Here is a 22,989-nt window from a genome sequence, read left to right on the forward strand (position 1 = left end):
CCGCACGGAAGGGCCCGGAACCCGACAGGGTTCCGGGCCCTTCCGGCTTCGGCGCCGTCGGCTCAGCCCTCGAACTTGTAGCCCAGGCCCCGCACCGTCACGAGGTGCCGCGGGGCGGAGGGGTCGGGCTCGATCTTGGCGCGCAGCCGTTTGACGTGGACGTCGAGGGTCTTGGTGTCCCCCACGTAGTCCGAGCCCCAGACCCGGTCGATGAGCTGCCCGCGGGTCAGCACGCGCCCGGCGTTGCGCAGCAGCATCTCCAGCAGCTCGAACTCCTTGAGCGGCATGGCCACGCGCTCGCCGTGCACGCTGACCACGTGCCGCTCGATGTCCATCCGCACGGGCCCCGCCTGCACGGTCGCCGAGACGAGCTCCTCGGGCTCCCCCTGCCGGCGCAGGACCGCGCGGATCCGGGCCACGAGCTCCCGGGACGAGTACGGCTTGGTGACGTAGTCGTCGGCGCCGAGCTCGAGCCCCACGACCTTGTCGATCTCGGCGTCCTTGGCCGTGAGCATGATGATCGGCACGGAGGAGCGCTGCCGCACCTGCCGGCACACCTCGGTGCCGGACAGCCCCGGGAGCATGAGGTCCAGCAGCATCAGGTCGGCCCCGGACCGGTCGAACTCGGCCACGGCGTCCACGCCGTTGTCGACGACCTCCACCTCGAACCCCTCCTTCCCGAGCAGGTAGGAGAGCGGGTCGCTGAGGGACTCCTCGTCCTCGACGATCAGGATGCGGGTCACTGTCGGTCCTCCGTGCTCCCGGCGCGCGCCGCGGGGGCGGCGGGCCGTGGGGTCGATGCCACTGGGCGGGCTGGTGCCTGCTGCGGCACCGGGCGGGCGGGCGCGCCGGAGGCCGGCTGCGCGGACTCCCCGGGGTCGTCGGCGCCCTCGATCTGGGGGATGCTGAGGGTGAAGGTGGAGCCGCGCCCCGGTTGCGACCACAGGGTGGCCTCACCGCCGTGCTGCGACATGACGTGCTTGACGATGCTCAGGCCCAGCCCGGTCCCGCCCGTCCGGCGGGAGCGGGCCGCGTCCACGCGGTAGAAGCGCTCGAAGATCCGGTCCTGCTCGTCCTCGGGAATGCCCGGCCCCTGGTCGGTCACCGAGATCTGGGCCATCCCGTCCCGCTCCCGGACGCCGACGCCCACGCGGGTGCCCTCCGGGGAGTAGTGCACGGCGTTGTCGATGAGGTTGCGCAGCGCGGTGACCAGCAGGTCGGGGTCGCCGAACACGGGCCGGGTGACGCGCCCGCCCACGGCGATCCGGATGCCCTTGTTCTCGGCCGGGAACCGGTTGCGGTCCACGGCGTCGGCGATCACCTGGTTGAGGTCCACGGGCCGGCCCTCGGTGACCACGTCCGCGCCCTGCAGCCGGGAGAGCTCGATGATGTCCTGGACCAGGGCGGTCAGCCGGGCGGACTCCTTGTGCAGGCGCTGGGCGAAGCGGCGCACGGCCTCCTCGTCCTCGGCCGCGTCCTCGATCGCCTCGGCGAGCAGCCCGATCGCGCCCACGGGGGTCTTGAGCTCGTGCGAGACGTTGGCGACGAAGTCGTTGCGGATCGACTGCGCCCGGACGATCTCCGTCTGGTCGTCGGCGAGCAGCAGGATGTACTCCTCCGCGATGGGGGCCACCCGGACGTCGAGCACGGCCGCGCCCGTCTGGAAGGGGCCGCGGGTCAGCTCGACCCGCCGTTCCTCGATCACGCCGCTGCGCCGGGCCCGGCGGATCATCTCGAGCATCTGCTCGTGCACCACGGTGTGCCCCCGGACGAGTCCGAAGGCGTAGGCGGCCGGGGAGGCGCGCACCACGCCGTCGACCCCGTCCACCACCACGTAGGCCCGCCCGATCACCGCGAGCACGTCTGCCGTGCCGTCGGGCAGCGTGGGCTCCTGGACGTCGGCGCGGGCGCGGCGGCCCCGGCCGCTCACCCGGAGGGCGATCAGACCGCTGACCCCGAGGGCGAAGCCGAGCAGACCCGCGGCGACGGCGATGGCAGTTGGACTCACGCCACCAGCTTAGGCACTCGGAGTCGCGGGGAGCCCGCGCCGGACGTCACGAGCTACAGGTTCAACGAACGTTCATCCTAAGATGAGCGAAAGTTCACTCCTGGCTGTGACGGTGGCGGCGGGTGTGCTCGCACCCGGCCCCCACGTCATCCGTCCCGCTCCGCGCCGCACCCCGGCCGCGGTTGCCGCGGACGCCGCCGCATCTCGAAAGGACGCATCCGTGCGCAAGGTTTTCCAGGCAGAACTCCACCAGGTCGGTGAGGAGCTCATCCAGATCGCGACCCTGGTGCGCGAGGCCCTCGCCCGCGCCAAGGACGCGCTCCTCGACGCGGACATCCAGCTCGCCGAGGAGATCATCTCCAACGACGCCCGGATCGACTTCCTGCAGAACGACCTCGACGAGCGCTCGATCGACATACTCGCCCTGCAGAGCCCCGTGGCCTCGGACCTGCGGATGATCGTGGGCGCGCTGCGGATGAGCGCCTCCCTGGAGCGGGCCGGCGACCTCGCCCGGCACCTGGCCCAGGCCGTGCGCATCCGCTACCCCGAGCCGGTCATCCCCGAGCCGCTCGTGGAGACGTTCACGCGGATGTTCGACCTCGACCTGCAGATCGTGGACCGGGTCATCCAGGTGCTCCAGACCCGCGACCTCTCCCTCGCCGACGACATCTACTCGCTCAAGGGCGAGGTCAACAAGCTGCACCAGTCCGTCTTCGACGCGCTCGCCGCGCCGACCTGGGACTTCTCGGTGCCCACCGCCGTGGACGTCACCCTGTGCTCCCGCTACCTCGAGCGGATCGGTGACCACGGGGTCTCGGTGACCCGCAAGGTCTCCTACCTGGTGACCGGCGACTGGGTGCCGGCGACCTCCGACCGCCCGACGGGCCACGGCCACGTGGGCCGCGACGGGGGCGAGTGAGCCCCCGCCCGGATGCGGCCTGAGCCGCCCCCGGGTACGGGCAAGGGCCGGGTCCACCGCTGCGGTGGACCCGGCCCTTGCCCGTACCGCGGGAGCCGGCCCGGACTACTTCTTGCCCTGGTTGGCGACCGCCTGGATCGAGCTGGCGGCGGCCTCGGGGTCGAGGTACTCGCCGCCGGGCACCAGCGGGCGGAAGTCCTCGTCGAGCTCGTAGTATAGCGGGATGCCCGTCGGGATGTTCAGCGCCGCGATGTCCTCGTCGGAGATGCCGTCGAGGTGCTTCACCAGGGCGCGCAGGGAGTTGCCGTGGGCCGCGACGATGACCGTGCGCCCGGCCTGCAGGTCGGGGACGATCTCCTGCTCCCAGTACGGCATGAAGCGGTCGAGGACGTCCTTGAGGCACTCCGTGCGGGGCGCGTCCGCCACGTCCGCGTAGCGGGGGTCGCCGGCCTGCGAGAACTCGGACGAGTCCTCCAGCTCGGGCGGCGGGACGTCGTAGGAGCGGCGCCAGGTCATGAACTGCTCGTCGCCGTACTCGTCACGGATCTGGGTCTTGTCCTTGCCCTGCAGCGCACCGTAGTGGCGCTCGTTGAGCCGCCACGACCGCTTCACGGGGATCCAGTGCCGGTCCGCCCGGTCCAGCGCGAGGTGGGCGGTGGTGATCGCCCGGCGCAGGAGCGAGGTGTGCAGGACGTCCGGGGCGATCCCCTTCTCGACGAGCAGCTCACCGCCGCGGACGGCTTCCTCCCGCCCCTTCTCGGTCAGGTCCACGTCCACCCACCCGGTGAACAGGTTCTTCTCGTTCCAGTCGGACTGTCCGTGACGGAGCAGGACGAGCTTGTGCGGTGCTGATTCGGTAGCCATGGGGCCATTCTTCCATCCGGGCGGCGGCGCGGGACAAGGGGGCGCCCCAGGCACCCCGTGTCGCGGGACCGGGGGCCCGGCGGCCGCCGGTCACCAGCTGTTGGGGCCCTTGGACTCCAGGCCCACGGCCGGGCGGACGTCGGCCAGGTAGACCCCCACGGCCGTGCCCGCGATCAGCAGGATGAACAGGCTCGGCCGCAGCAGCAGCAGCGTGAAGACCGTGAACGCGAGGGAGCCCCCCGTGAGCGCGAGCCAGAAGCCCTTGGTGCGCTTGAAGGCGCGTTCGAACTGCACCGGCGCCTTGCTCAGGCAGTCCACGAAGGCCCACACGGCCAGGCCGGCGACGACCAGCGCGAGCGCGATGTCGATGAAACGCACGAGATAGAAGACCCAGGGAATGTCCACGCCGCCCAGCCTACCGGTCGATCCCGGACAGGGCGCGGTCGAGGTCCTCCCAGAGGTCCTCGACGTTCTCGATGCCCACCGACAGCCGCAGCAGCGTCTCCGGGACGCTCTGCGGCTCCTCGTGGTGCCGGCGCCGCCGCTCGATCAGGGACTCCACCCCGCCGAGCGAGGTCGCGGGGGTCCACACGCGCAGCGCATCCACGGCCGCCTCGACAGCGTTGACGTCCCCTGCCGGGACGATCGCCACGACGGAGCCGAAGCCGTCCATCTGCGCGGCGGCGCGCTGGTGCCCGGGGTCGCCGGGCAGGCCCGGGTAGCGGACCTCGCGCACGGCCGGGTGCTCCTGGAGGCGGCGGGCGAGCTCTCCGGCGGTGGCCGCGGAGCGCTCGACCCGCACCGCCAGGGTGCGCATCCCGCGCAGCGCGAGCCACGCCTCGAACGGTCCCGGGATCGCGCCGTGCAGGGAGCGGTGCCCCTTCAGCCGGGTGCGCAGGGCGGGGTCGGAGGTGACGGCGGCCCCCAGGACGACGTCGGAGTGCCCCGCCAGGTACTTGGTCACGGAGTGCACCACGATGTCGGCCCCGTGCACGAGCGGGCGCTGCAGGAGCGGGGTGGCGAACGTGTTGTCCACGCACGTGAGCACGCCGCGCTCGCGCGCCGCCGCGAGCAGGACGGGGAGGTCGGCGACCTCGAGCATGGGGTTGGTGGGGCTCTCGAGCCAGAGCAGGTCGGCGCCGTCGACGGCGGCCACGACGTCCTCGGTGTCCGCGACGTCCACGGTCCGCACGGTGAGCATCCCGCGGGCCTCGAGGTCGGCGGCCAGGGCCAGGGAGCCCTGGTAGCTGTGCCGGGGCACCACCAGGTGCCCGCCCGCCGGGACGAGCGAGAGCACCGACGCCACGGCGGCCAGTCCCGAGGAGTAGAGGAGCCCGGGGAGCTGCGCCTGCTCGAGCCGGGCCAGCACGTCCTCGAGGTCCTCCCACGTGGGATTGCTGAAGCGTCCGTAGGTGCGGTCCTCGGCGTCGAGCCCGCCGGAGCCCCGGTAGGTGGAGGTCAGGACGATGGACGGGCCCACCGGCGCGTCGTGCTCCGGTGCGGGCCGCCCGCCCGAGACCAGCACGGTGTCCGGTCGGAGGTCGGTGGAGCCGGGGGCGGACGGGATCTCGGTGCGCGCAGTCATGGCTCCAGGTTATCGGCCCGGGGCGTCCCCGGTCCGCGCGCGGTCCGGCGGCACTGTCCGCGCGGGTGGATAGGCTGGGTCCGTGACCTCCCGACCGGCCCCCGCCCCGCCGCCCGTCCCCGCCGCGGAGTCCTCCCCCGCGCCGTCCGGCCGCGGCCTCTTCGTCGTGTTCGAGGGCGGGGACGGCGCCGGGAAGTCCACGCAGGTCGGCCGGCTCGTCGACGCCCTGCGCGCCGAGGGGCACGACACCCTGCGCACCCGGGAGCCCGGCGGGACCCCGCTGGGCGAGAAGGTGCGCGAGCTCGTGCTGGACCCGGCGCACGAGCCGGTCGACGCCCGCGCCGAGGCCCTGCTGTTCGCCGCTGCCCGCGCCGCCCACGTCGCCCAGCTCATCCGCCCCGCGCTCGAGGCCGGGCGGACCGTGGTCTGCGACCGCTTCGCCGATTCGTCCGCCGCCTACCAGGGCGCCGGGCGCGGCCTCGGCCTGGACCGCGTCGCGGAGCTCAACGCGTGGGCCACGGCCGGGCTCGTCCCGGACCTGACCGTCCTGCTCGACGTCCCTGCCGGGACGGGCCGCGCCCGCCGGGAGGCCCGCGACGGCACCGCGGGCGACCGGCTGGAGACCGAGCCCGACACCTTCCACGACGCGAACCGGGAGGCGTTCCTCGAGCTCGCCGGGCGGGCGCCCGAGCGCTACCTGGTGCTCGACGCCACCCGGCCGGCCGGGGAGCTCACCGCGGCCGTGCGCGCCCGCCTCACGGGGCTGGTCCGTCCTGCCCCGGCCGAGGAGGTGGGCGCGTGAGCGTGTGGGACCAGCTGCTGGGCCAGGACGCCGTGGTGGCGCAGCTGCGGCGCGCCGCCCAGGAGGACCGCCCCACCCACGCCTGGCTGTTCACCGGTCCGCCCGGCTCGGGGCGCTCCAACGCGGCCCTCGCGTTCGCCGCGGCCCTGCTGTGCGAGCAGGAGGACCCTGCCGATCGCGGGTGCGGGCAGTGCCACGCGTGCCGCACGGTCCTGGCCAGCTCGCACGCGGACCTCACCCACTTCGTCACGGAGAACCCGCAGATCACCATCGAGGAGGCCCGCGAGCTGGTGGTCCGCGCCCAGGACCGGCCCTCGGTGGGCCGCTGGCGCGTCATGGTGATCGAGGACGCCGACCGCATGGTGGAGCGCACCTCGAACGTGATGCTCAAGGCCGTGGAGGAGCCCCCGCCCAACACCATCTGGCTGCTGTGCGCCCCGAGCCCCATGGACGTGCTCGTGACCATCCGCTCGCGCTGCCGTCCGGCCACGCTGAAGGTGCCCGCCGTGGAGGACGTGGCCGAGCTGCTGATCCGCCGGCACGGGGTGCCCCGGCAGCGCGCGGAGGAGAGCGCCCGGCTGGCGCAGTCCCACGTGGGGATCGCCAAGCGGCTCGCGCTCTACGACGACGCCCGCACCCGGCGGCAGGAGGTCGTCTCCATGCCGCTGAAGCTCTCCGGGGTGCCGGACGCCGTGCGCGCCGCGGACCGGCTGCACAAGATCGCCGTGGAGGAGTCCCAGGCGGACGCCGAGTCGCGCAACGAGGCGGAGCGCCAGCAGCTGCTCGTGGCGCTGGGCGCACCGGAGTCCGGACGGGTGCCGCCGGCCATCCGCGGCGCCCTCAACCGGCTCGAGGCCGATCAGAAGCGCCGGTCCCGGCGGATCCAGACGGACACCCTCGACCGCTTCCTCATCGACCTGACCACCTTCTACCGCGACGTCCTGACCCTCCAGCTGCGCACGGGCTCCGCCCTGGTCAACGAGCACCTGGCCCAGCAGCTGCACGACCACGCGTCCAACTCGACCCCCGAACGGACGCTGCACCGCATCGACGTGATCAGCCGGACCCGGGACCGGATCCGCACCAACGTCAGCGCGCAGCTGGCCTTCGAGGCCATGGCCGTCTCCCTGCTCTGAACCACCCACGCCCCTCCCCGCCCCCCACCCCCTCGAGGAGCCCCATGATCCGCCGTGCCGACCCCGCACGCCGCACCCTCCTGCCCGCCACGGCCGCACTGACCGCGGCCGGCCTGCTCCTGAGCGGCTGCTCCTCCCTGGGTGCCGGCGCCTCGGGCGAGCCGACCTCCGGGGGCGCCACCGGCGCCGTCGTCGAGGGCATCCCCGAGGAGCTCCGGCGCTACTACAGCCAGACCGTCGTCTGGGCGGACTGCACGTTCGAGGTCGAGACCGGCGGCGCGCAGGACGACCTGCAGTGCGCCGACGTCGAGGTGCCCCTCGACTACGCCGACCCGTCCGGGGAGACGACCACCGTGGTGATGTCCCGCCTGCCCGCCCGCGGGGACGCCCGCGGCAGCCTGCTCCTGAACCCCGGCGGGCCCGGCGCCTCCGGCGTGGACGCGATGCTCTACGCCCAGCACACGGTCACCGGTGACGTGCGCGAGGCCTACGACGTCGTGGGCTTCGACCCGCGCGGCGTCAGCCGCTCCGAGGGCATCGAGTGCCTGGACGACGCGGAGCTGGACGAGTGGCGTGCCGAGCCGATGTTCGACCCGCAGGACCAGCCGGTGGAGCAGATCCGGGAGGAGTACGCGGAGCTCGGCGCCGCGTGCGTGCAGGGCTCCGGCGAGCTCGTGTCCCGGATGGACACCGTCAGCGCCGCCCGGGACATGGACGTGCTCCGGGCCGTCCTCGGCGACGAGCGCACGACCTACCTGGGCTTCTCCTACGGCACCCACCTGGGCGCGGTGTACGCCGAGCTTTTCCCGGACCGGGTCGGCCGGTTCGTGCTCGACGGCGGCGTGGACGCCACCCTGAGCGACATGGAGGCCACGGCCGACCAGGCCGAGGGCTTCGAGGACAACCTGCGCCACTGGGTGCGGCAGTGCCAGTCCGAGATCCGCGGCTGCGTGGTGGCCGGCGCCTCCGTGGACGAGGCGACGACCCGGATCCAGGAGCTCGTCGCCTCGGTCGACGCGGAGACCGTGACCGCCGCGGACGGCCGGCGCGTCACCACCACCAACGTGGTCGAGGGCATCCTGGGGCCCCTCTACTCGACCACCACCTACGAGACGCTCAACGAGTACCTGGGCGCCGCCTTCGACGGCGACTTCTCCGCGCTGCTCGCCCGGTCGGACGCCACGCACGGTCGCAACGCCGAGGGGCGGTACACGAGCAACACCACCGTGGCGTTCACGGCCGTCAACTGCCTCGACCGGCCCGACGTGACGGTCACGGCGGAGCAGATGGCCCAGCACCAGGAGGAGCTCGAGCGGGTCGCGCCGACCTTCGGCCCGTACCTCGGCTACGGCGACGCCGCGTGCCAGGGCTGGCCCGCCGCCCCGGCGGGCCTCTCGGAGCCGCTCGACGCCGCGGGCGCCGATCCCGTCCTCGTGGTGGGCACCACCCACGACCCCGCGACCCCCTACCACTGGTCCGAGGCCCTCGTGGAGCAGCTCGACAGCGCCCGGCTGCTGACCTACGACAGCTACGGCCACACCGCCTACACGTCCGGCAACCGGTGCGTGCGGGACGCCGTGGACGCCTACCTGCTGGAGGGCGAGCTCCCCGCGGAGGGGACGACCTGCTCCTGACCCGGCGCGGCCGTCAGGCCGGGTCCTGCTCCTCCGGCTGGAGCAGGCCGCCCGCGCGGAAGGCCAGCGCCAGCAGGCCGAGGAGCACCCCGGCGACCAGCACGACGGCGTCGGTGTCGCCGAAGGCGTAGCCGTTGACGAACGGGGCCCGGCCGAGGTCGACGCCGAGATCGGCGAAGATCCGCGCCTGGGCCGCGGCGAACAGGAGCGGTCCCAGCAGGGCCAGCCCCACGAGCGCCGCCGAGCAGACCGTGAGACCCACGGACAGGACCCGGCCGAAGGGCCTGCGGAGGTAGATGCGGCCGCAGACGTACGCCAGGAACCCGCAGACGCCGGCGAACACCGTGGAGCCGAGCGCGAGCGTCAGCGCGTAGGGCACCATGCTCGACCGGCTCACCCCCGCCACGCCCACGTGCACGTGGTCGTAGCCCTGGGACGACAGCCCCGGACCCAGGTCGACCATGCTGGGCGCGGTCACCGCCGCGGCCTCCAGCCACAGGTCCGCCGTGCCGTGCCCGGCCCGCACCACGGTCTCGACGCCCGACAGCAGGCTGAGCAGCCCGAGCGTCCCGAAGCAGACCAGGGTGCCCAGCAGCACCACCCGCTGCGAGGTCCGCCACGACCGGTGCCGGCCGCGGTGAGGGGACAGGTGTGCGCTTGCCATGGGGTCCTCTGCGGTGCTGACGATCGGTGACGGCGGCCGGGCACTCGCCGGCCGTTCCCAGCATGCCAACAACCGGGACCGGCGTCGTGCTCGGGCGCCCGCAGGCGTCACACTCGCGCACGGTCCGCGCCGGCACGGCGCGGTGGATCTCACCTCCTCCCGGGCACCGGCGCCCGGACGAGGCGGGGGAGGTCCCGGACCGAGTCGACCACCATGTGGGCGCCGGCCGCGCGCAGGGACGCGGCGTCGTGCGCGCCCGTGCGCACGCCGACGACCGCGGCCGAACCGGCCCGCAGACCGGCCTGCACGTCCGCCGCGGTGTCCCCCACGACCATGACCCGGCGGACGTCGTCGAGGTCGAGCGCCAGCACGGCGGTCAGCACCATGTCCGGCCAGGGCCGCCCGCGTCCCGCATCCGAGGGACACAGGCTGAGATCGGCGAGACCGGTCCAGCCGAGCTGCTCGAGCAGCGTGTTGAGGCTGTGGCGGTCGTAGCCGGTCGCCAGGCACACCCGCAGCCCGGCCCCGCGCAGCGCCGTGACCGCCTCCTCCGCGCCCTCCACGGGGGTGACCCCCTCGGTGGCCAGCAGCTCGTCGAGGTGGCGCTCGAAGTCCCGCACGGCCCGCCGCGCCCGCTCGGGGTCGGCGGCGAACAGCTGCTCGAGCACCGCCGTCTTCGACTGGCCCAGCGTGTCCCGGACGTGGCGGAGCATCCGACCGAACCGCACCGAGCCGGGGTCGACGCCGAGACCGGTCACGGTGCGCTCGAAGGCCCGCTCCATGATCCCGTTGTCGTGGAACACTGTCCCGGACATGTCCAGGAAGGCCAGTTCGAGGCCCGGCGCGATGCCGCCGTCCGGTGTGCGCACTGGGCTGCTCCTGTTCCGGGCGGACCGCTGCGGCCGGCCCCGTCGTCGTGTCCGTCCATGCTGTGCACCGGGCCCCCGGGCGGCCAAGGCCGGGCGGCCGAAGAGCCGGTGAACTCCCGGGAACGCCCGCAGCGTGCCCGGCCGCCCGATTGGGGACGGCCGGGCGCACTCTGCTACAGTTTCATCTGCACTGAGGCCGTCCCGGACGGCCGCGTGCAGGCCTCCTTAGCTCAGTCGGTAGAGCGTTTCACTCGTAATGAAAAGGTCGTCGGTTCGATTCCGACAGGAGGCTCCGGAAGGAGAAGGCTCCGGACCCGTTGGGTCCGGAGCCTTCGTCGTCGCCGGGCCCGGCAGGGGCCCTCATCCGCGCCGGCTGCCGGCCCCGGGGGCCGCCACCTCGGCCGGCGCGTCCGCGCCACCGTCCTCACCCGCCGGGAGGCCGAGGGTGAAGACCGTGCCCTCCCCCGGCGCGCTGTCGCAGCGGACGGTGCCGCCGTGGCGCTCGACGATCTCCCGCACGACCGCCAGGCCCAGGCCCAGCCCCGGGATCGCACTCATCCGGGCGTTGCTGCTGCGGAAGAACCGGCCGAACACGTGCTCGGCGTCATCCGGGCGCATCCCCATGCCGCGGTCGGCCACCTGCACCTGCACGGTGGTCCCGGCCGGGGTCACCCGGATGGTCACGGGCCCGCCGTCCGGGGAGTACTTGATGGCGTTCGACAGCAGGTTGTCGAGCACCTGCCCCAGGCGCACGGGGTCGCAGGGCAGGACCAGGCGGGACGGGGCCTCCACCTGCAGGTCCACCCCCGCCTCCGCGGCCCGGAGCCCGGCCGCCGCGACGGACTGCTGGACCACCTGGACGAGGTCGGCCTCCACCAGGTGCAGCTCCAGGACGCGCCCGACCGTGCCGAGGAGGTCCTCGACCAGGACGAGCAGCTGGTCGGCGTTGCGCTCCACGACCTCCAGCCCCGAGCGGACGTGCTCGGGAAGCTGCTCGTCCATGGCCAGCAGCTCGGTGTAGCCGCGGATCGACGTCAGGGGCGTGCGCAGCTCGTGGGAGACGCCGGCCAGGAAGTCGTCCTTGGCCTGCAGCGCGGCCACCAGCTCGGTCACGTCGTTGAACGACAGCACTGAGCCCTCGGTCCCCCCGGCCTCGTCCCGGAGCACGCGGGCGGACACGGACAGGACCCGCTGGAGCGGCGGCTCCCCCGCCCAGATCAGGGTGTCGGAGAAGGACTCGCCCCGGATGGCACGGAGGGCGGGTCGCCGGCCCGAGGGCAGCGGCGTCCCGTCCGCGTCCGCGTAGACCCGGAGGTCCGCTTCGGCGGCGTCCCGCATCCCCTCGGGCAGCGAGAGCTCGTGGATCCGGTGCTGGCGCCGGTTCATGAGGACGTCGTGGCCGTGCTCGTCGATCGCCAGCACCCCCACGTCCACCGTGTCCAGGACGGTGTCGAGCAGCCGCTCCCGCCGCGCGGTCACGTCCAGCAGCCGACGCAGCTCGGCGTCCTTGGCCTCGAGCTCGGCGTGCTGGCGCTCCATGCTGTTCGACAGCACCTGGACGGTGAGCCCGATGCCCAGCAGCATGACCGGGATCAGCAGCGGGGCCGCCAGCAGCTGCGCGCTCAGCGGCCGGGCCGACACCAGGAGCGGGACCCACACCATGGCGAGGCTCAGGAGGAATCCCAGCGGGGCGGCCGCCCGGGGCAGCCGCCCCGAGCCGGTGAGCCAGACGATGGGGAACGCGGCCATGATGCCCACCCCGGTCACGGTGCTCAGCGTGCCCTCCCGCAGCAGGGTGAGGGGGACGAAGTCCAGGACCGGGACGGCCAGGAACGCCCCGTAGGGCAGCCGGTCCCACGGGACCAGCACGCACAGGGCCGTCAGCGCGACCGTGAGCACCAGGGCCAGCTGCACCCGCAGGTCGTCGCGCAGCGGCTCGTGGACGGCCCAGATCCCCGCGACGAGGACGACGGTCGTGACGAACAGCGGCATCTGGCTCAGGAGCACGCGCCGGCGCATCGACAGCTCGTGGAAGCTGATCCGGTCGAGGGAGAGGACGGTGAGCAAGCGGTCCACGGGAGAACTCTTCCGACTGGGTGCGTCACCCTCGGGGGGTCGGGATGACAATTGCAAAGAATAGCGGCTTAATGAGTCCATGACCCCCTCCCCCCAGGGTCGCCGTGCCGTCGTCATCGAGGACCACGACGACATCCGCAGCCTTCTCGCCCGGACCATCGGCATGCGCGGCTTCACCGTGACGACCGCCTCGACCGGCCTCGAGGGCATCGAGGCCGTGCGCCGCGACGGCGCCGACCTCATCACCCTGGACCTCAGCCTCCCGGACCTCGACGGGCTGGAGGTCTGTCGGCGGGTCCGGGAGTTCTCCGACGCCTACCTGCTCATGGTCACGGCCCGGCCGGGCGAGATCGACCGGCTGGAGGGCCTCGAACTGGGGGCCGACGACTACATCAGCAAGCCGTTCAGCCCCCGGGAGCTGCAGGCCCGGATCGAGGCGATGTTCCGCCGGCCGCGCGCCCGGGCGGAGCAGGCCGACGCCGAGGAGCTGCGCCGCGCGGCCGAGGTCCAGCGCAGCCTGCTGCCCGCCGCCGCCCCGTCCGTGCCCGGCTACGACGTCGCCGGTGCGTGCCGGCCCTCCCGCAGCGTGGGCGGGGACTTCTTCGACTGGTACACGGCCGGGGGCGGGCTCCAGGTCTCGCTGGCGGACGCCATGGGCAAGGGCATGGGCGCCGCGCTGATCGCCGCGACCGTGCGCGCCGTGCTGCGCTCCGCGGCCGGGCAGCCGGACATGGCGCGGGCCTTCCACGACACGTGCCGGCACCTCGAGAACGACCTCGCCCACTCGGACTCCTTCGTCACGCTCTTCCACGCCCGCCTGGACACGGCCCAGGGGGTCGTGGAGTACGTCGACGCCGGCCACGGGCTGGGGCTGCACGTGCGTCCGGACGGCATCGACCGGCTGCGCCCGGGCGGCCCCCCGGTGGGGGCGGTGCCCGGGACGGAGTGGGTGCCCGGCCGGATCGTGCTCGCGCCCGGCGACGCCCTCGTCGTCGTCAGCGACGGCCTGCTCGACGCGTACGAGGACATCGACGACGCCGTGCGGGCGGTCGCGGACGCGGTCTCCCGCCACGAGGACGCCGGGTCCGTCTGCACCGCGGTCCTCGACCTGGCCGGCGGGGAGGCCCGCACCGACGACGTCACCGCCGTGGTCGTCCGCCGGGCCGCCCCGTGAACCGCTTCCTCGTCCGTCTGCTGGTCCTCCTGACCCTCCTGCTGGGCGTCAACTACATCGCCTGGCGCTGGCTGGAGTCGCTGAACTGGTCGGCGTGGTGGATCGCCGTGCCCCTGGTGCTCGCCGAGACGTACAGCCTGATCGACGTCTCGCTCTTCGGGCTCACCGTGTGGCGGCTGCGGCGCCGGGGGGAGGCCGGTGCCCCGCCCGCGGGCGCCACGGTGGACGTCTTCATCACCACCTACGACGAGCCCCTCGACCTCGTGATGGGCACCGCCCTGGCGGCGCAGGCGATCCGGCACCCGCACAGCACGTGGATCCTCGACGACGGGGCCCGCCCGGAGCTGGAGGCGCTCGCCGCCGAGCACGGGCTGGGCTACCTCACGCGCAGCGCGGACTGGGCCGACCGGCCACGCCATGCCAAGGCCGGCAACCTCAACAACGCCCTGATGCTCACCCAGGGCGAGTTCCTGCTGATCCTCGACGCCGACCAGGTCCCGGACCCGGAGATCCTGGACCGCACCCTGGGCTGGTTCAACGACCGCAAGGTGGCGCTCGTGCAGACGCCGCAGTGGTTCGTCAACGTGCCCCGCCACGACCCGCTCGGCAGCCAGGCGCCCCTGTTCTACGGTCCCATCCAGCAGGGCAAGGACGGCTGGAACGCCGCCTTCTTCTGCGGCTCCAACGCGATCCTGCGCCGGGAGGCGCTCATGCAGCTCGGCCTCTCCGGCTACGTCCAGGAGGTCGAGCAGGACGTGAAGGAGTCCCTCGCGCGCACCCGGGCCGCGCTGCGGAAGGCCCGGCGCGCCCCGGAGGCCGCCAACCCCGTCGTCGCCGGCATGCTCGACGACGTCGAGGCCGCCACCGAGCGGGCCCGCGCCGAGCTGAAGGCCGGCGCCCCCCTGACCGAGCTGACCTACCGGCTGCAGCGGGAGGTGGACGCGGCGGCCCGGCGGACCGTCACGCAGGACTTCTCCCAGATCGAGGCGGACCTCGCCTCGATCGCCGCCCTGGAGCTGCCGCCCGAGGACGGTATGGTGTGGCCGGACGAGCTCGCCTCCGCCGTGGACCGGATGTCCCGCCGCGACCTGTCCCCGCTGGCCGCCGTGGAGCCGGTCCGGGAGGTGCTCGAGGCCGTCTCCGTGGACCGGCCCGGCGAGGCACAGCCGGTGATGCCGCTGGCGACGATCTCGGTCACCGAGGACATGGCCACCGCAATGCGTCTGCACGGCCTGGGCTGGCGCAGCGTCTACCACCACGAGGTCCTCGCCCACGGCCTGGCCCCCGAGGACCTCAAGACCATGCTCACCCAGCGCCTGCGCTGGGCGCAGGGCACCGTGCAGGTGCTGCTCCGGGAGAACCCGCTGCTGCAGCGCCGGCTCGGATGGGGCCAGCGGCTCATGTACTTCGCCACGATGTGGAGCTACCTGTCCGGCTTCGCGGCCGTCGTCTACTTCGCCGCGCCCATCGTGTACCTGGTGCTGGGGATCCTCCCGGTCACGAGCCTCAGCTGGGACTTCTTCGTCCGGTTCATCCCCTTCATGGTGGTGAACCAGCTGCTGTTCCTCGTGGTGGGGCGGGGCATCCCCACGTGGCGCGGGCAGCAGTACAGTCTCGCCCTGTTCCCCATCTGGATCAGGGCGTGCACCACGGCCGCGCGCAACGTGTGGTTCGGCCGTCCCCTCGGGTTCGCGGTCACGCCGAAGGTGCGGCAGGACTCCGGCCCCGCCTGGCACCTCATCCGTCCGCAGCTGGTGGTGATGGGGCTGCTGGCCGCGGCCCTCGTGGTGGGGACCGTCCGGCTGGCGGTGGGGCTGAACGAACCGGTGGGCACCCTGGTCAACGTGGCCTGGGTCGCCTTCGACCTGGTGGTGCTGAGCGTGCTCGTCACCGCCGCCAGATACACGGGCTTCGAGCCCGAGGAGAGGAGTGCCGATGCAGTTCACGATTGAGCAGAAGCCGGGGTTCGCCCAGATCACAGGCACCGGACGGCTCAACATGGTGGGGGCGCCCAAGCTCCGGGAAATCGTGGCGAAGGTCGTCGACGGAGGCAGCAACCACGTGGTGGTCGACCTCGGCGGCACCGAGTTCATGGACTCCTCCGGCTTGGGCGCCCTCATCGGGTGCCTCAAGCTGGCCCGCCAGGCCGGCGGGGACCTGCGGATCGCGAACGTCCGCCCCCAGGTGCGCATGGTCCTGGAGCTCACCAGCATGCACCGCGTCCTGACCCCCTACGACACCGCCGACGCGGCCTTCGCCGATGACTGAGCCCACCGCCCGCCGTTCGCGCCGGGGCCCGGCCACCGCCCTGACGGTGGACGCCCTGCACGAGGACCTGGACGCCCTGTGGTCGGAGGCCGCGTTCGTGCCCGAGACCGACCGGATGGCCTTCACGCTCGCTGTCGTGGAGGCGGCCGGCAACGTGGTGGTCCACGCGGTGCCGGCGGCGGAGGAGCCGATCGAGCTCTCGGTGGACCTGGCCGCGGGCCCGCACCGGCTGGAGGCGAGGATCTACGAGATCGGCGCCGCACCGGCGCAGGTGGACCTCGCGGGGACCATGGCGCAGGAGCACCACGAGTCCGGGCGCGGGCTCGCCCTGATCCAGGCGCTGGTGAGCCGGGTCGTGTTCGAGCGGCACGGGGACACGAACGTGTGGAAGCTGTGCCGGGAGTGCGGCCGGGACGAGGCGTAGCACCCCGAGGACCCGCCGAACCCCTGTGCCGCCCGGGCGGACGTCCCCTGATTTGCGGATGTAAACTGTCTGCCGCGGTGCCTAGACTTCGGTGCAGGACAACACGTCAGGGGGCTCACGTTGTCACCGAGAACATCTGTTCAGGGGCCGGTCGCGCTCCGCGCCGCAGGAGGACGTCAGCGGCGGGGCGCGTGCCGGGCACGCCGGGAGACGTCGTCATGATCGCCGCGATCATTCCCGCCCACGACGAGGCGTCCCGCGTCGAGCACGCGGTCGCCTCCCTCCACCGTCAGACGCGCCCGCCGGAGCGCATCCTCGTGATGTCGGACGACTCCACCGACGCCACCGTCGAGGTCGCCCTGCACGCCGGCGCCGAGGTCCTGCTCACCGTCGACAACCGGCACCACCGGGCCGGGGCGCTGAACCAGGCCCTGGACAGCGTGCGAATGGACCCGGACGACCTGGTGCTGGTCCTCGACCCGGGCGTCCGGCTGCCACCGGGCTTCCTGGCCCGCGCCCTGGCCGCCTTCCAGGACCGCAACGTGGGCGCCGTCTCCGCCCGGCCCGCCGCCGTCGGCGGGGCGGCGGCGCTGATCCGCCGGCGGGCGCTCGAGGACGTCCACCGGTCGTTCGGCCGCTACTGCGACGAGGGCGCCGTGACCGGTCAGATGCGTCTCGCCCTGGACCTCGAGGCCGTCGGCTGGCGCCTGTGCCCGCCCCTGGAGGCCGAGGAGGACGCGTCCGGCCCGGTCGAGCACATCACGCCCGCTCCCCGCGGGTACGGTCCGGTCGAGGTCCTCCGGCCGGAGCCGGCGGCCGCGTAAGCCGCCGGCCGGCCCGCCCGGTCGTTCAGCCGCGGGCAGCGCGCCCTGCGAGGACCGCTGCCGCGCCCGCGAGGACCGTGGTGGTCAGGCACCCGATGGGCAGGGGCAGGCAGCAACCGCCCACCGTGACGTTCGTGCCGCGGCGGGTCCGGGTCGAGTAGCCGGGGAAGGGGAGCATCCGGAAGCCGGAACGGCGCCCGTACGCCCCGCCCCGCCGGCCGGGCAGGTCGTAGCCCGGGCCGAAGCGGCCGGGGCCCCCGCGGCCGGGACGGCCCAGGGGTGAGCGGGACCAGCGGGCGTCGAACTCGTCGTCGGCCGCGCGGTAGTCGAATCCGGAGGCGTTCATGCCGCCCATCAAACCATCAGCAGGCTGTCGGGTCCACCCCGCTGTCGGCGGGACCGGGGTCAGCCGCGCTGCAGCAGCTCCCCCGCGCGCTCCACGTGCTCCCGCACCGCCTCGGCCCGGCGGACGACCGCGTCCAGCCGGTGGGCCGAGGACTCCTCCTCGGCGCGCACGAACCGGGCCATGGTGAGGGCCTCCGCCGCCTGGGCCATCGCGTTGCCGGCGCGGGAGAGCTCGCGGTGGACGTCGTTGAGGTAGCCGCCCGGGGAGGCCGGGATGTCGTGGCTGGTGCTCGGCGCCGTGCGCTGCGCCGCGGCGCACACGGCCCGCACCTCGGGCAGCAGATCGGCGAGCGCGTTGGCGGTGGGCACCACGGACTGCGCGAGCGTCTTGTCCGGAAGGCTCTCGAGGATCTGGTGGAAGCGGTCCAGTCCCCGGCGGAACCGGTCGTGGGCGCGGCGCCACACGCCCAGGCCGAGCTCGGCCTCGTCACGGCGAGCGGCGCGGTAGTCGCGCAGGAATGCCACGGGCGGTCCTTTCGAGTGGAGACAGTCCATCCTACGGCGCGCCGGAGCGCCCGCCGCGCGCACGGACGGCGGGCGGGACGGCGGACCGGGCCGGGAGCGGGGCCGCGCCGGCCGGTGCGCTCAGGGGACGAGCAGGAGCTTGCCGATGTGCGTGCCGGAGTCGAAGTACTCGTGGGCCCGCGCGACCTCGTCCAGGGGGAAGGCACGGTCGACGACCGGGCGGACGGCCCCGGACTCGACGTGCGGCCACACGTGCTCCTGCACGGCGGCCATGATGCGGGTCTTCTCCGCCACGGGCCGCGGGCGCAGCGTGGTGCCGATCACGGCGGCCCGCTTGGCCATGAGCTTGCCGAGGTCCAGCTCCCCCGTCCGCCCGCCCTGGGTGGCGATGACCGCGATGCGGCCGTTGGTGGCCAGCGCGTCGAGGTTGCGCCCCAGGTAGGACCCGCCCACGACGTCGAGCACGATGTCGGCGCCGTGCCCGTCCGTGAGCTCCCGCACGCGCTCGACGAAGTCCTCCTGCCGGTAGTCGATCGCCTCGGCGCCGAGCCGGCGTGCGGCGTCGGCCTTCTGCGCGCTGCCGACCGTGGTCAGCACGCGCAGTCCGAGCGCCCGGCACATCTGGACGGCATTGGTGCCGATCCCGCCCGTGCCGCCGTGCACCAGGACCGTCTCGCCCTCGCGGGCGGCGGCGGCCATGAAGACGTTGGAGAACACCGTGGCGCACACCTCCGGCAGCCCGGCGGCGGCGGCGAGGTCCACCCCGGCGGGTGCGGGCAGGACCTGTCCGGCCGGGGCCACGACCTCCTCGGCGTAGCCGCCGGAGTCCAGGAGGGCGACGACCTCGTCGCCGACCGCGAGACCGGGGGGCACCGCGGGGCCGAGCTCCTGGACCGTTCCCGAGACCTCGAGACCGAAGACGGCCGACGCGCCGGGCGGGACCGGGTACCTGCCCTGCCGCTGCATGACGTCGGCCCGGTTGATCCCGGCGGCCCGGACCCGGATCCGCACGCCGTCGGGCGTGAGCTCCGGGGCCGGGACCTCGGTGACGGCCAGGACCTCCGGTCCGCCGGGAGTGGTCTCGAGCACTGCGCGCATGGTGGGGCCTTCCGGTCGGGGACGACGTGCGCTCCCATTGTGTCGCGGGGCGGGGAGCCGGGCACCCGGCGTCGGCCCCTGGCGAACAGGGCTGCGCCGGGGCCGGGCTCAGCGGATCGAGGCGTAGGCGTCGAGGGCCCGCGCACGGCTGGCCGGCAGGTCCACGACCGGCTCGGGATAGCCCACCGACGGGCCGAGCAGGCCGGGCTCGTGCGGGTCCACGGCCTCGTCCCCGGCCAGCTCGGGGATCCAGCGGCGGATGTAGCGGGCGTCGGGGTCGAACTTCCGGCCCTGGGTCAGCGGATTGAAGATCCGGAAGAACGGGCTCGCGTCCGCGCCGGAGCCGGCGACCCACTGCCAGTTCCCGGGCCCGCTCGCGGGCTCGGCGTCCACGAGGGTCTCCCAGAACCACTGCTCCCCGGCCCGCCAGTCGACCAGCAGGTTCTTGGTGAGCAGGGAGCCGGCGACCATCCGGACCCGGTTGTGCATCCACCCCGTGCTCCGCAGCTGCCGCATGCCCGCGTCCACGAGCGGGAACCCGGTGCGCCCCTCCTGCCAGGCCCGGACGTCGGCGGCGGCCTCCGCCGGGTCCCGCCACGGGAACGCGTCGAAGGCCGGGCGGACGTGGCGCACGTGCAGGTCCGGCACCTGGTGGAGCAGGTGCCAGTTGAACTCCCGCCAGCCCAGCTCCGCCAGGAACTTCTCCAGGCCCGGGCTGCTCCCCTGCTCGGACCGGTGCCGGACGGCCGCGTCCCACACCGCGAACGGGCTGATCTCGCCCCACCGCAGGTGCGGGGAGAGCCGGCTGGTGCCGTCCCGGTCGGGCCGGTCGTGGCCCTCGTCGTAGTCCTCGACGCGGTCCAGGAAGTCGTCCAGCCGCTCCCACGCGGCCGCCTCCCCGCGTGTCCACGCCGCCTCCAGCCCGGCCGCGCCCGCCGGGGACGGCACGAGGACCCACCCGTCCTGGTCCTCGGTGCCGGTGACCGCCGTGACCGCCGCGGCGGCACCGCGCCCCGGACCGGGCACGGGCAGCGGCTGCCGGATCTCCAGTGCCCGGAGCGCCTTCCAGAAGGGGGTGAACACCTTGTACGGGCCGCCGGCGCCGGTGCGCAGGGTCCACGGCTCGTGCAGCAGCGCGGCCTGGAACGAGTGCGCCTCCACCCCGTGCGCGGCGCACCACTGCTTCACCCCGGCGTCCACGGCGAGCTCGGGACCGCCGTAGCGGCGGTTCCACGTGACGCCGCCCGCGCCCGTGCGCTCGAGGACCTCGGGGAGCACGACCCCCGCGGGGCCGCGGCGCAGCACGAGGGGGATGCCCAGTTCGCGGAGGGACTCCCGCAGGGACCGCAAGGAACCGTCCAGCCACCACTTCGCGGCCGCGCCGAGGGGCCGGACGCCTTCGGACTGCTGGTCCAGGACGTAGAGGGCCAGCACCGCGCCGCGCCGGCACGCCGCGTCGAGGGCGGGGTGGTCGGTGACGCGCAGATCGTCCCGGAACCACACGATCGTCGTCGTCCCGCGGTCGGGGCTCCCGGGTGCATCCACGCGCTCACCCTAGCCGGGGCTTTGGCGGCGTTCCAGGCGCCGTGGAAGAATGGGCGACGCGCTCCGCCGCCCCTCCGGGGAACGGGCGAGCGCGGGGAAGGTTGTCCGAGCGGCCTAAGGAGCCGGTCTTGAAAACCGGTGTGCGGTGACCCCGTACCAAGGGTTCAAATCCCTTACCTTCCGCCCCGCACGGGGCCCCCACCGCGCACCGGCCGGTGGGGGCCCCGGCGCGTCCCGGGCAGGGGCCGCGGGTCAGCGCGCGGCGGGGGCGGGCTGCGGGTCCAGCACCGCCGCGGCGATGCGGTCGGCGTCGCCCAGGGTCCGGGCGCCCAGTTCCGCGGACGCGCCGGCCTCCGCGGCGATCGCCACGCCCCACTGGACGGCCGAGAGCTGCAGGCCGAGCACGAGCACACCGGGCTCCACGCCGCCGTCCACGCGCACGGCCCGGTACGGAGGGCGGCTCACGTCCAGCCCGGTGCCGGGCACGGTCGCGACGCCGTCCCGGGTCTCCATCGCCCGGACCCGCACCAGTCCCTCCCGGTGCATCGCGGACAGCAGCGGGGAGATGTTGCGCCGGACGTCGTTGGGCGGGGACATGGCCTCCACGAGGTGCTCGGCGTGGAACGGCTCGTCCTTGACCCACGGCGAGCTCGCCACGAAGCGGCCCTCCTCCTCGTCCACGAGGAACTGCGGGTCCGGGCCCAGGAAGCGGACCACGCCGGCCCGGGCCAGCGCCGCCAACTGCCGGTTCCGCAGCACCGGCGGCCCGGAGGCGAGCCCCTCCACGAACGGCTCGAACGCACGCCGCAGCTCGTCGGTCCAGGAGGCGTCGCTGATCCCGATGTCCGCGAGCACGGCCTTGAGCACGGTGCGCGCGGCGTTGAGGGAGGCGACGGCCATCTGCAGCGGGTCGTCCTCGCCGGCCAGCGCACCGTGCACGTCCCGGTCCAGGTGGTGGACCAGGGCGGCCGCGTACTCGTCGTGGGAGCCGAAGCTGAGCCCCTCGAACGGGCGGGCGAGCCGGAGGGCGTTGAGCTGCCGGCCCGGGACCACCGCGGACGCGATCAGCCGCTCTGCCCGGGTCGTCCACGGCCCCTCGGGGTGGTCGTCGCCGGCGCGGAGCACGGCGTCGAAGCGCTCCAGGAACTCCTGCGGATCGGTCTCGAAGGCGTCCGGGGCGGTCCGCGCCAGGACCGTGTAGTAGTTCCACTGGGCGTCCTTGCGGATCAGCGGGTAGAGGTCGGTCTCGAAGGACAGCGGTCCCTCCGCCCGCGCCGCGAGCGCCCGCACGGCGCCGAGGGTGAAGAACCGGGTGACGAGGGAGTCCGCGTAGTAGCCCTCGAGCACCGCCTTGGAGCGGTACGGGGCGCCGCGGCGGGAACCGGCCACGATCACGGGCTCCCGCCCGGAGGGGTGGTACACGTAGCGCTCCCCGTCCTGGGTGTAGATCCCGCCCCGGCCCTCGGTGACCTGGGCCAGGACGTCGCAGAAGTTCAGGCCCATGCCGCGCACCAGCACCGTGCGCCCGGCGGGCAGGTCGTCCCAGTGCACGTCGGCGGGCACGGCGGGCGGCCAGTAGGTCAGCCCGAACTCGGCGGCGCCGTCCACGAGCTCCCGCTGGTCGGGGCGCAGGTCGGCGTCGAGATGGCCCAGGGCGAGCACCACGGCGTCCGCCGGGAGGTTCTGCCCGCCGCTGATCTCCACGTCGTAGCGGTGCCGGGCCTGCTCCCGCACGTGCACGCCCACGGCCTCGGCGCGGTGCACGGCCAGCTGCACGGTGGCCGGCAGGGCGTCGTGCAGCGTGCGGAAGATCCAGGAGAGGTAGACGCCGTACATCCTCCGGGAGGGATAGGACTGCGGCGTCATCCGGGTCAGGTGCGCGGCGTCGTCGGGGTCCACGGCGATGGTCCCCGCCACGGCGGCGAGCCGCCAGTGCTCGAAGCTCATGTTCCGCAGCGGCTCGAGCGGGTCCACGGGCAGCACCCCGTCGTCGGCGATCACCGTGGGGAACACCGAGGGCGTGTTCATGAGGTACAGCGGGGACTGGTTGGTCCGCCACACGTGCCCGGGACCCGGCGGGAAGGGGTCGACGACGTCGATGCGCACCCGGGCGCCCGAGGCCGCCGCGCGGGCCGCGAGCCGCTCCACCACCGACAGACCGCGGGGGCCCGCCCCGACCACCGTGACTCGTCGTTCGGAACCTGTCCTGCCCGTTGCGCTCATGACCCT

22 protein-coding genes and 2 tRNA genes are annotated in these 22,989 nt (G+C 74.0%); 11 read left to right on the forward strand and 13 right to left on the reverse strand.

Going from position 1 to position 22,989, the window contains the following annotated elements; translation table 11 throughout:
• Positions 1–62: 62 nt before the first annotated feature.
• Together ABD220_RS10320 and ABD220_RS10325 are read right to left on the reverse strand one after the other, a co-directional pair.
• Complete coding sequence (locus ABD220_RS10320; RefSeq protein WP_035926161.1) at positions 63–743, reverse strand: response regulator transcription factor; 681 nt, start codon at positions 741–743, stop codon at positions 63–65.
• On the reverse strand, positions 740–2,008 hold the full coding sequence (locus tag ABD220_RS10325; RefSeq protein ID WP_344122265.1) for a sensor histidine kinase: 1,269 nt from the start codon (positions 2,006–2,008) through the stop codon (positions 740–742). The genes ABD220_RS10320 and ABD220_RS10325 overlap by 4 nt, the downstream gene beginning before the upstream one ends.
• A gap of 220 nt (positions 2,009–2,228) precedes the next feature.
• Here ABD220_RS10325 and phoU point away from each other — a divergent pair, with 220 nt between their 5' ends.
• Positions 2,229–2,927 (forward strand): phosphate signaling complex protein PhoU, encoded by a 699-nt coding sequence (gene phoU, locus ABD220_RS10330; RefSeq protein ID WP_344122266.1) that lies wholly within the window; start codon positions 2,229–2,231, stop codon positions 2,925–2,927.
• 105 nt (positions 2,928–3,032) lie between these two features.
• Here phoU and ABD220_RS10335 read toward each other — a convergent pair whose 3' ends face one another.
• The 3 genes from ABD220_RS10335 to ABD220_RS10345 form a co-directional block, all read right to left on the reverse strand.
• Positions 3,033–3,791 carry a phosphoglyceromutase gene (locus tag ABD220_RS10335; protein ID WP_344122268.1) on the reverse strand — a complete coding sequence of 253 codons (759 nt, stop codon included), beginning with the start codon at positions 3,789–3,791 and terminating at the stop codon, positions 3,033–3,035.
• Positions 3,792–3,881: 90 nt separating this feature from the next.
• Complete coding sequence (locus ABD220_RS10340; protein ID WP_344122270.1) at positions 3,882–4,196, reverse strand: DUF2516 family protein; 315 nt, start codon at positions 4,194–4,196, stop codon at positions 3,882–3,884.
• Between the two features lie 10 nt (positions 4,197–4,206).
• On the reverse strand, positions 4,207–5,376 hold the full coding sequence (locus ABD220_RS10345) for a trans-sulfuration enzyme family protein (RefSeq protein WP_344122271.1): 1,170 nt from the start codon (positions 5,374–5,376) through the stop codon (positions 4,207–4,209).
• 82 nt (positions 5,377–5,458) lie between these two features.
• Here ABD220_RS10345 and tmk point away from each other — a divergent pair, with 82 nt between their 5' ends.
• From tmk to ABD220_RS10360, 3 genes are read left to right on the forward strand one after another with little or no spacing between them, the layout of a single operon-like run.
• Entirely contained in the window at positions 5,459–6,178 is a 720-nt protein-coding gene (gene tmk, locus ABD220_RS10350) for a dTMP kinase (RefSeq protein ID WP_344122273.1), read from the forward strand.
• Entirely contained in the window at positions 6,175–7,314 is a 1,140-nt protein-coding gene (locus ABD220_RS10355) for a DNA polymerase III subunit delta' (protein ID WP_344122275.1), read from the forward strand. The genes tmk and ABD220_RS10355 overlap by 4 nt, the downstream gene beginning before the upstream one ends.
• 44 nt (positions 7,315–7,358) lie before the next feature.
• Positions 7,359–8,948, forward strand: coding sequence for an alpha/beta hydrolase (locus ABD220_RS10360; protein WP_344122277.1), 1,590 nt, complete (start codon positions 7,359–7,361; stop codon positions 8,946–8,948).
• Positions 8,949–8,961: 13 nt separating this feature from the next.
• Here the strand turns inward: ABD220_RS10360 and ABD220_RS10365 are convergent, their stop codons facing one another.
• Complete coding sequence (locus ABD220_RS10365) at positions 8,962–9,612, reverse strand: hypothetical protein (RefSeq protein WP_344122279.1); 651 nt, start codon at positions 9,610–9,612, stop codon at positions 8,962–8,964.
• 149 nt (positions 9,613–9,761) lie between these two features.
• Positions 9,762–10,481 carry an HAD-IA family hydrolase gene (locus ABD220_RS10370; RefSeq protein ID WP_344122281.1) on the reverse strand — a complete coding sequence of 240 codons (720 nt, stop codon included), beginning with the start codon at positions 10,479–10,481 and terminating at the stop codon, positions 9,762–9,764.
• Between the two features lie 219 nt (positions 10,482–10,700).
• On the opposite strand from ABD220_RS10370, the gene ABD220_RS10375 reads away from it, so the two are divergent.
• A tRNA-Thr gene (locus tag ABD220_RS10375) sits at positions 10,701–10,773 on the forward strand.
• 68 nt (positions 10,774–10,841) lie between these two features.
• Here ABD220_RS10375 and ABD220_RS10380 read toward each other — a convergent pair.
• Entirely contained in the window at positions 10,842–12,557 is a 1,716-nt protein-coding gene (locus ABD220_RS10380; protein WP_344122283.1) for a sensor histidine kinase, read from the reverse strand.
• A gap of 79 nt (positions 12,558–12,636) precedes the next feature.
• Here ABD220_RS10380 and ABD220_RS10385 point away from each other — a divergent pair, with 79 nt between their 5' ends.
• The 5 genes from ABD220_RS10385 to ABD220_RS10405 all read left to right on the forward strand — a co-directional run bounded on the left by ABD220_RS10385 (position 12,637) and on the right by ABD220_RS10405 (position 17,247).
• Positions 12,637–13,731, forward strand: coding sequence for a PP2C family protein-serine/threonine phosphatase (locus ABD220_RS10385; RefSeq protein ID WP_344122285.1), 1,095 nt, complete (start codon positions 12,637–12,639; stop codon positions 13,729–13,731).
• Positions 13,728–15,683 carry a glycosyltransferase family 2 protein gene (locus tag ABD220_RS10390; protein WP_344122286.1) on the forward strand — a complete coding sequence of 652 codons (1,956 nt, stop codon included), beginning with the start codon at positions 13,728–13,730 and terminating at the stop codon, positions 15,681–15,683. Before ABD220_RS10385 ends, ABD220_RS10390 begins: the two co-directional genes overlap by 4 nt.
• Positions 15,667–15,999, forward strand: coding sequence for an STAS domain-containing protein (locus ABD220_RS10395; RefSeq protein WP_344122288.1), 333 nt, complete (start codon positions 15,667–15,669; stop codon positions 15,997–15,999). Before ABD220_RS10390 ends, ABD220_RS10395 begins: the two co-directional genes overlap by 17 nt.
• Positions 15,992–16,423: an ATP-binding protein gene (locus tag ABD220_RS10400; protein ID WP_344122290.1), complete on the forward strand. Its 432-nt coding sequence runs from the start codon at positions 15,992–15,994 to the stop codon at positions 16,421–16,423. The genes ABD220_RS10395 and ABD220_RS10400 overlap by 8 nt, the downstream gene beginning before the upstream one ends.
• Positions 16,424–16,641: 218 nt before the next feature.
• Entirely contained in the window at positions 16,642–17,247 is a 606-nt protein-coding gene (locus tag ABD220_RS10405) for a glycosyltransferase family 2 protein (protein WP_344122293.1), read from the forward strand.
• Positions 17,248–17,272: 25 nt separating this feature from the next.
• On the opposite strand, the gene ABD220_RS10410 is transcribed toward ABD220_RS10405, so the two are convergent.
• The 4 genes from ABD220_RS10410 to ABD220_RS10425 form a co-directional block, all read right to left on the reverse strand.
• Positions 17,273–17,593 (reverse strand): hypothetical protein, encoded by a 321-nt coding sequence (locus tag ABD220_RS10410; RefSeq protein ID WP_344122295.1) that lies wholly within the window; start codon positions 17,591–17,593, stop codon positions 17,273–17,275.
• Between the two features lie 59 nt (positions 17,594–17,652).
• Entirely contained in the window at positions 17,653–18,117 is a 465-nt protein-coding gene (locus tag ABD220_RS10415; RefSeq protein WP_344122296.1) for a hypothetical protein, read from the reverse strand.
• 120 nt (positions 18,118–18,237) lie between these two features.
• Positions 18,238–19,215: an NAD(P)H-quinone oxidoreductase gene (locus ABD220_RS10420; protein ID WP_344122298.1), complete on the reverse strand. Its 978-nt coding sequence runs from the start codon at positions 19,213–19,215 to the stop codon at positions 18,238–18,240.
• A gap of 108 nt (positions 19,216–19,323) precedes the next feature.
• Positions 19,324–20,760, reverse strand: a complete 1,437-nt coding sequence (locus tag ABD220_RS10425; protein WP_344122299.1) for a cryptochrome/photolyase family protein — start codon at positions 20,758–20,760, stop codon at positions 19,324–19,326.
• 95 nt (positions 20,761–20,855) lie between these two features.
• On the opposite strand from ABD220_RS10425, the gene ABD220_RS10430 reads away from it, so the two are divergent.
• Positions 20,856–20,943: transfer RNA gene (locus ABD220_RS10430), tRNA-Ser, on the forward strand.
• Positions 20,944–21,012: 69 nt separating this feature from the next.
• On the opposite strand, the gene ABD220_RS10435 is transcribed toward ABD220_RS10430, so the two are convergent.
• A complete protein-coding gene (locus tag ABD220_RS10435; protein ID WP_344122301.1) occupies positions 21,013–22,983 on the reverse strand; it encodes an FAD/NAD(P)-binding protein in 1,971 nt (656 codons plus the stop codon).
• Positions 22,984–22,989 lie beyond the last annotated feature (6 nt).

It is taken from the genome of Kocuria aegyptia (assembly GCF_039530085.1).
Lineage (GTDB): Bacteria > Actinomycetota > Actinomycetes > Actinomycetales > Micrococcaceae > Kocuria > Kocuria aegyptia.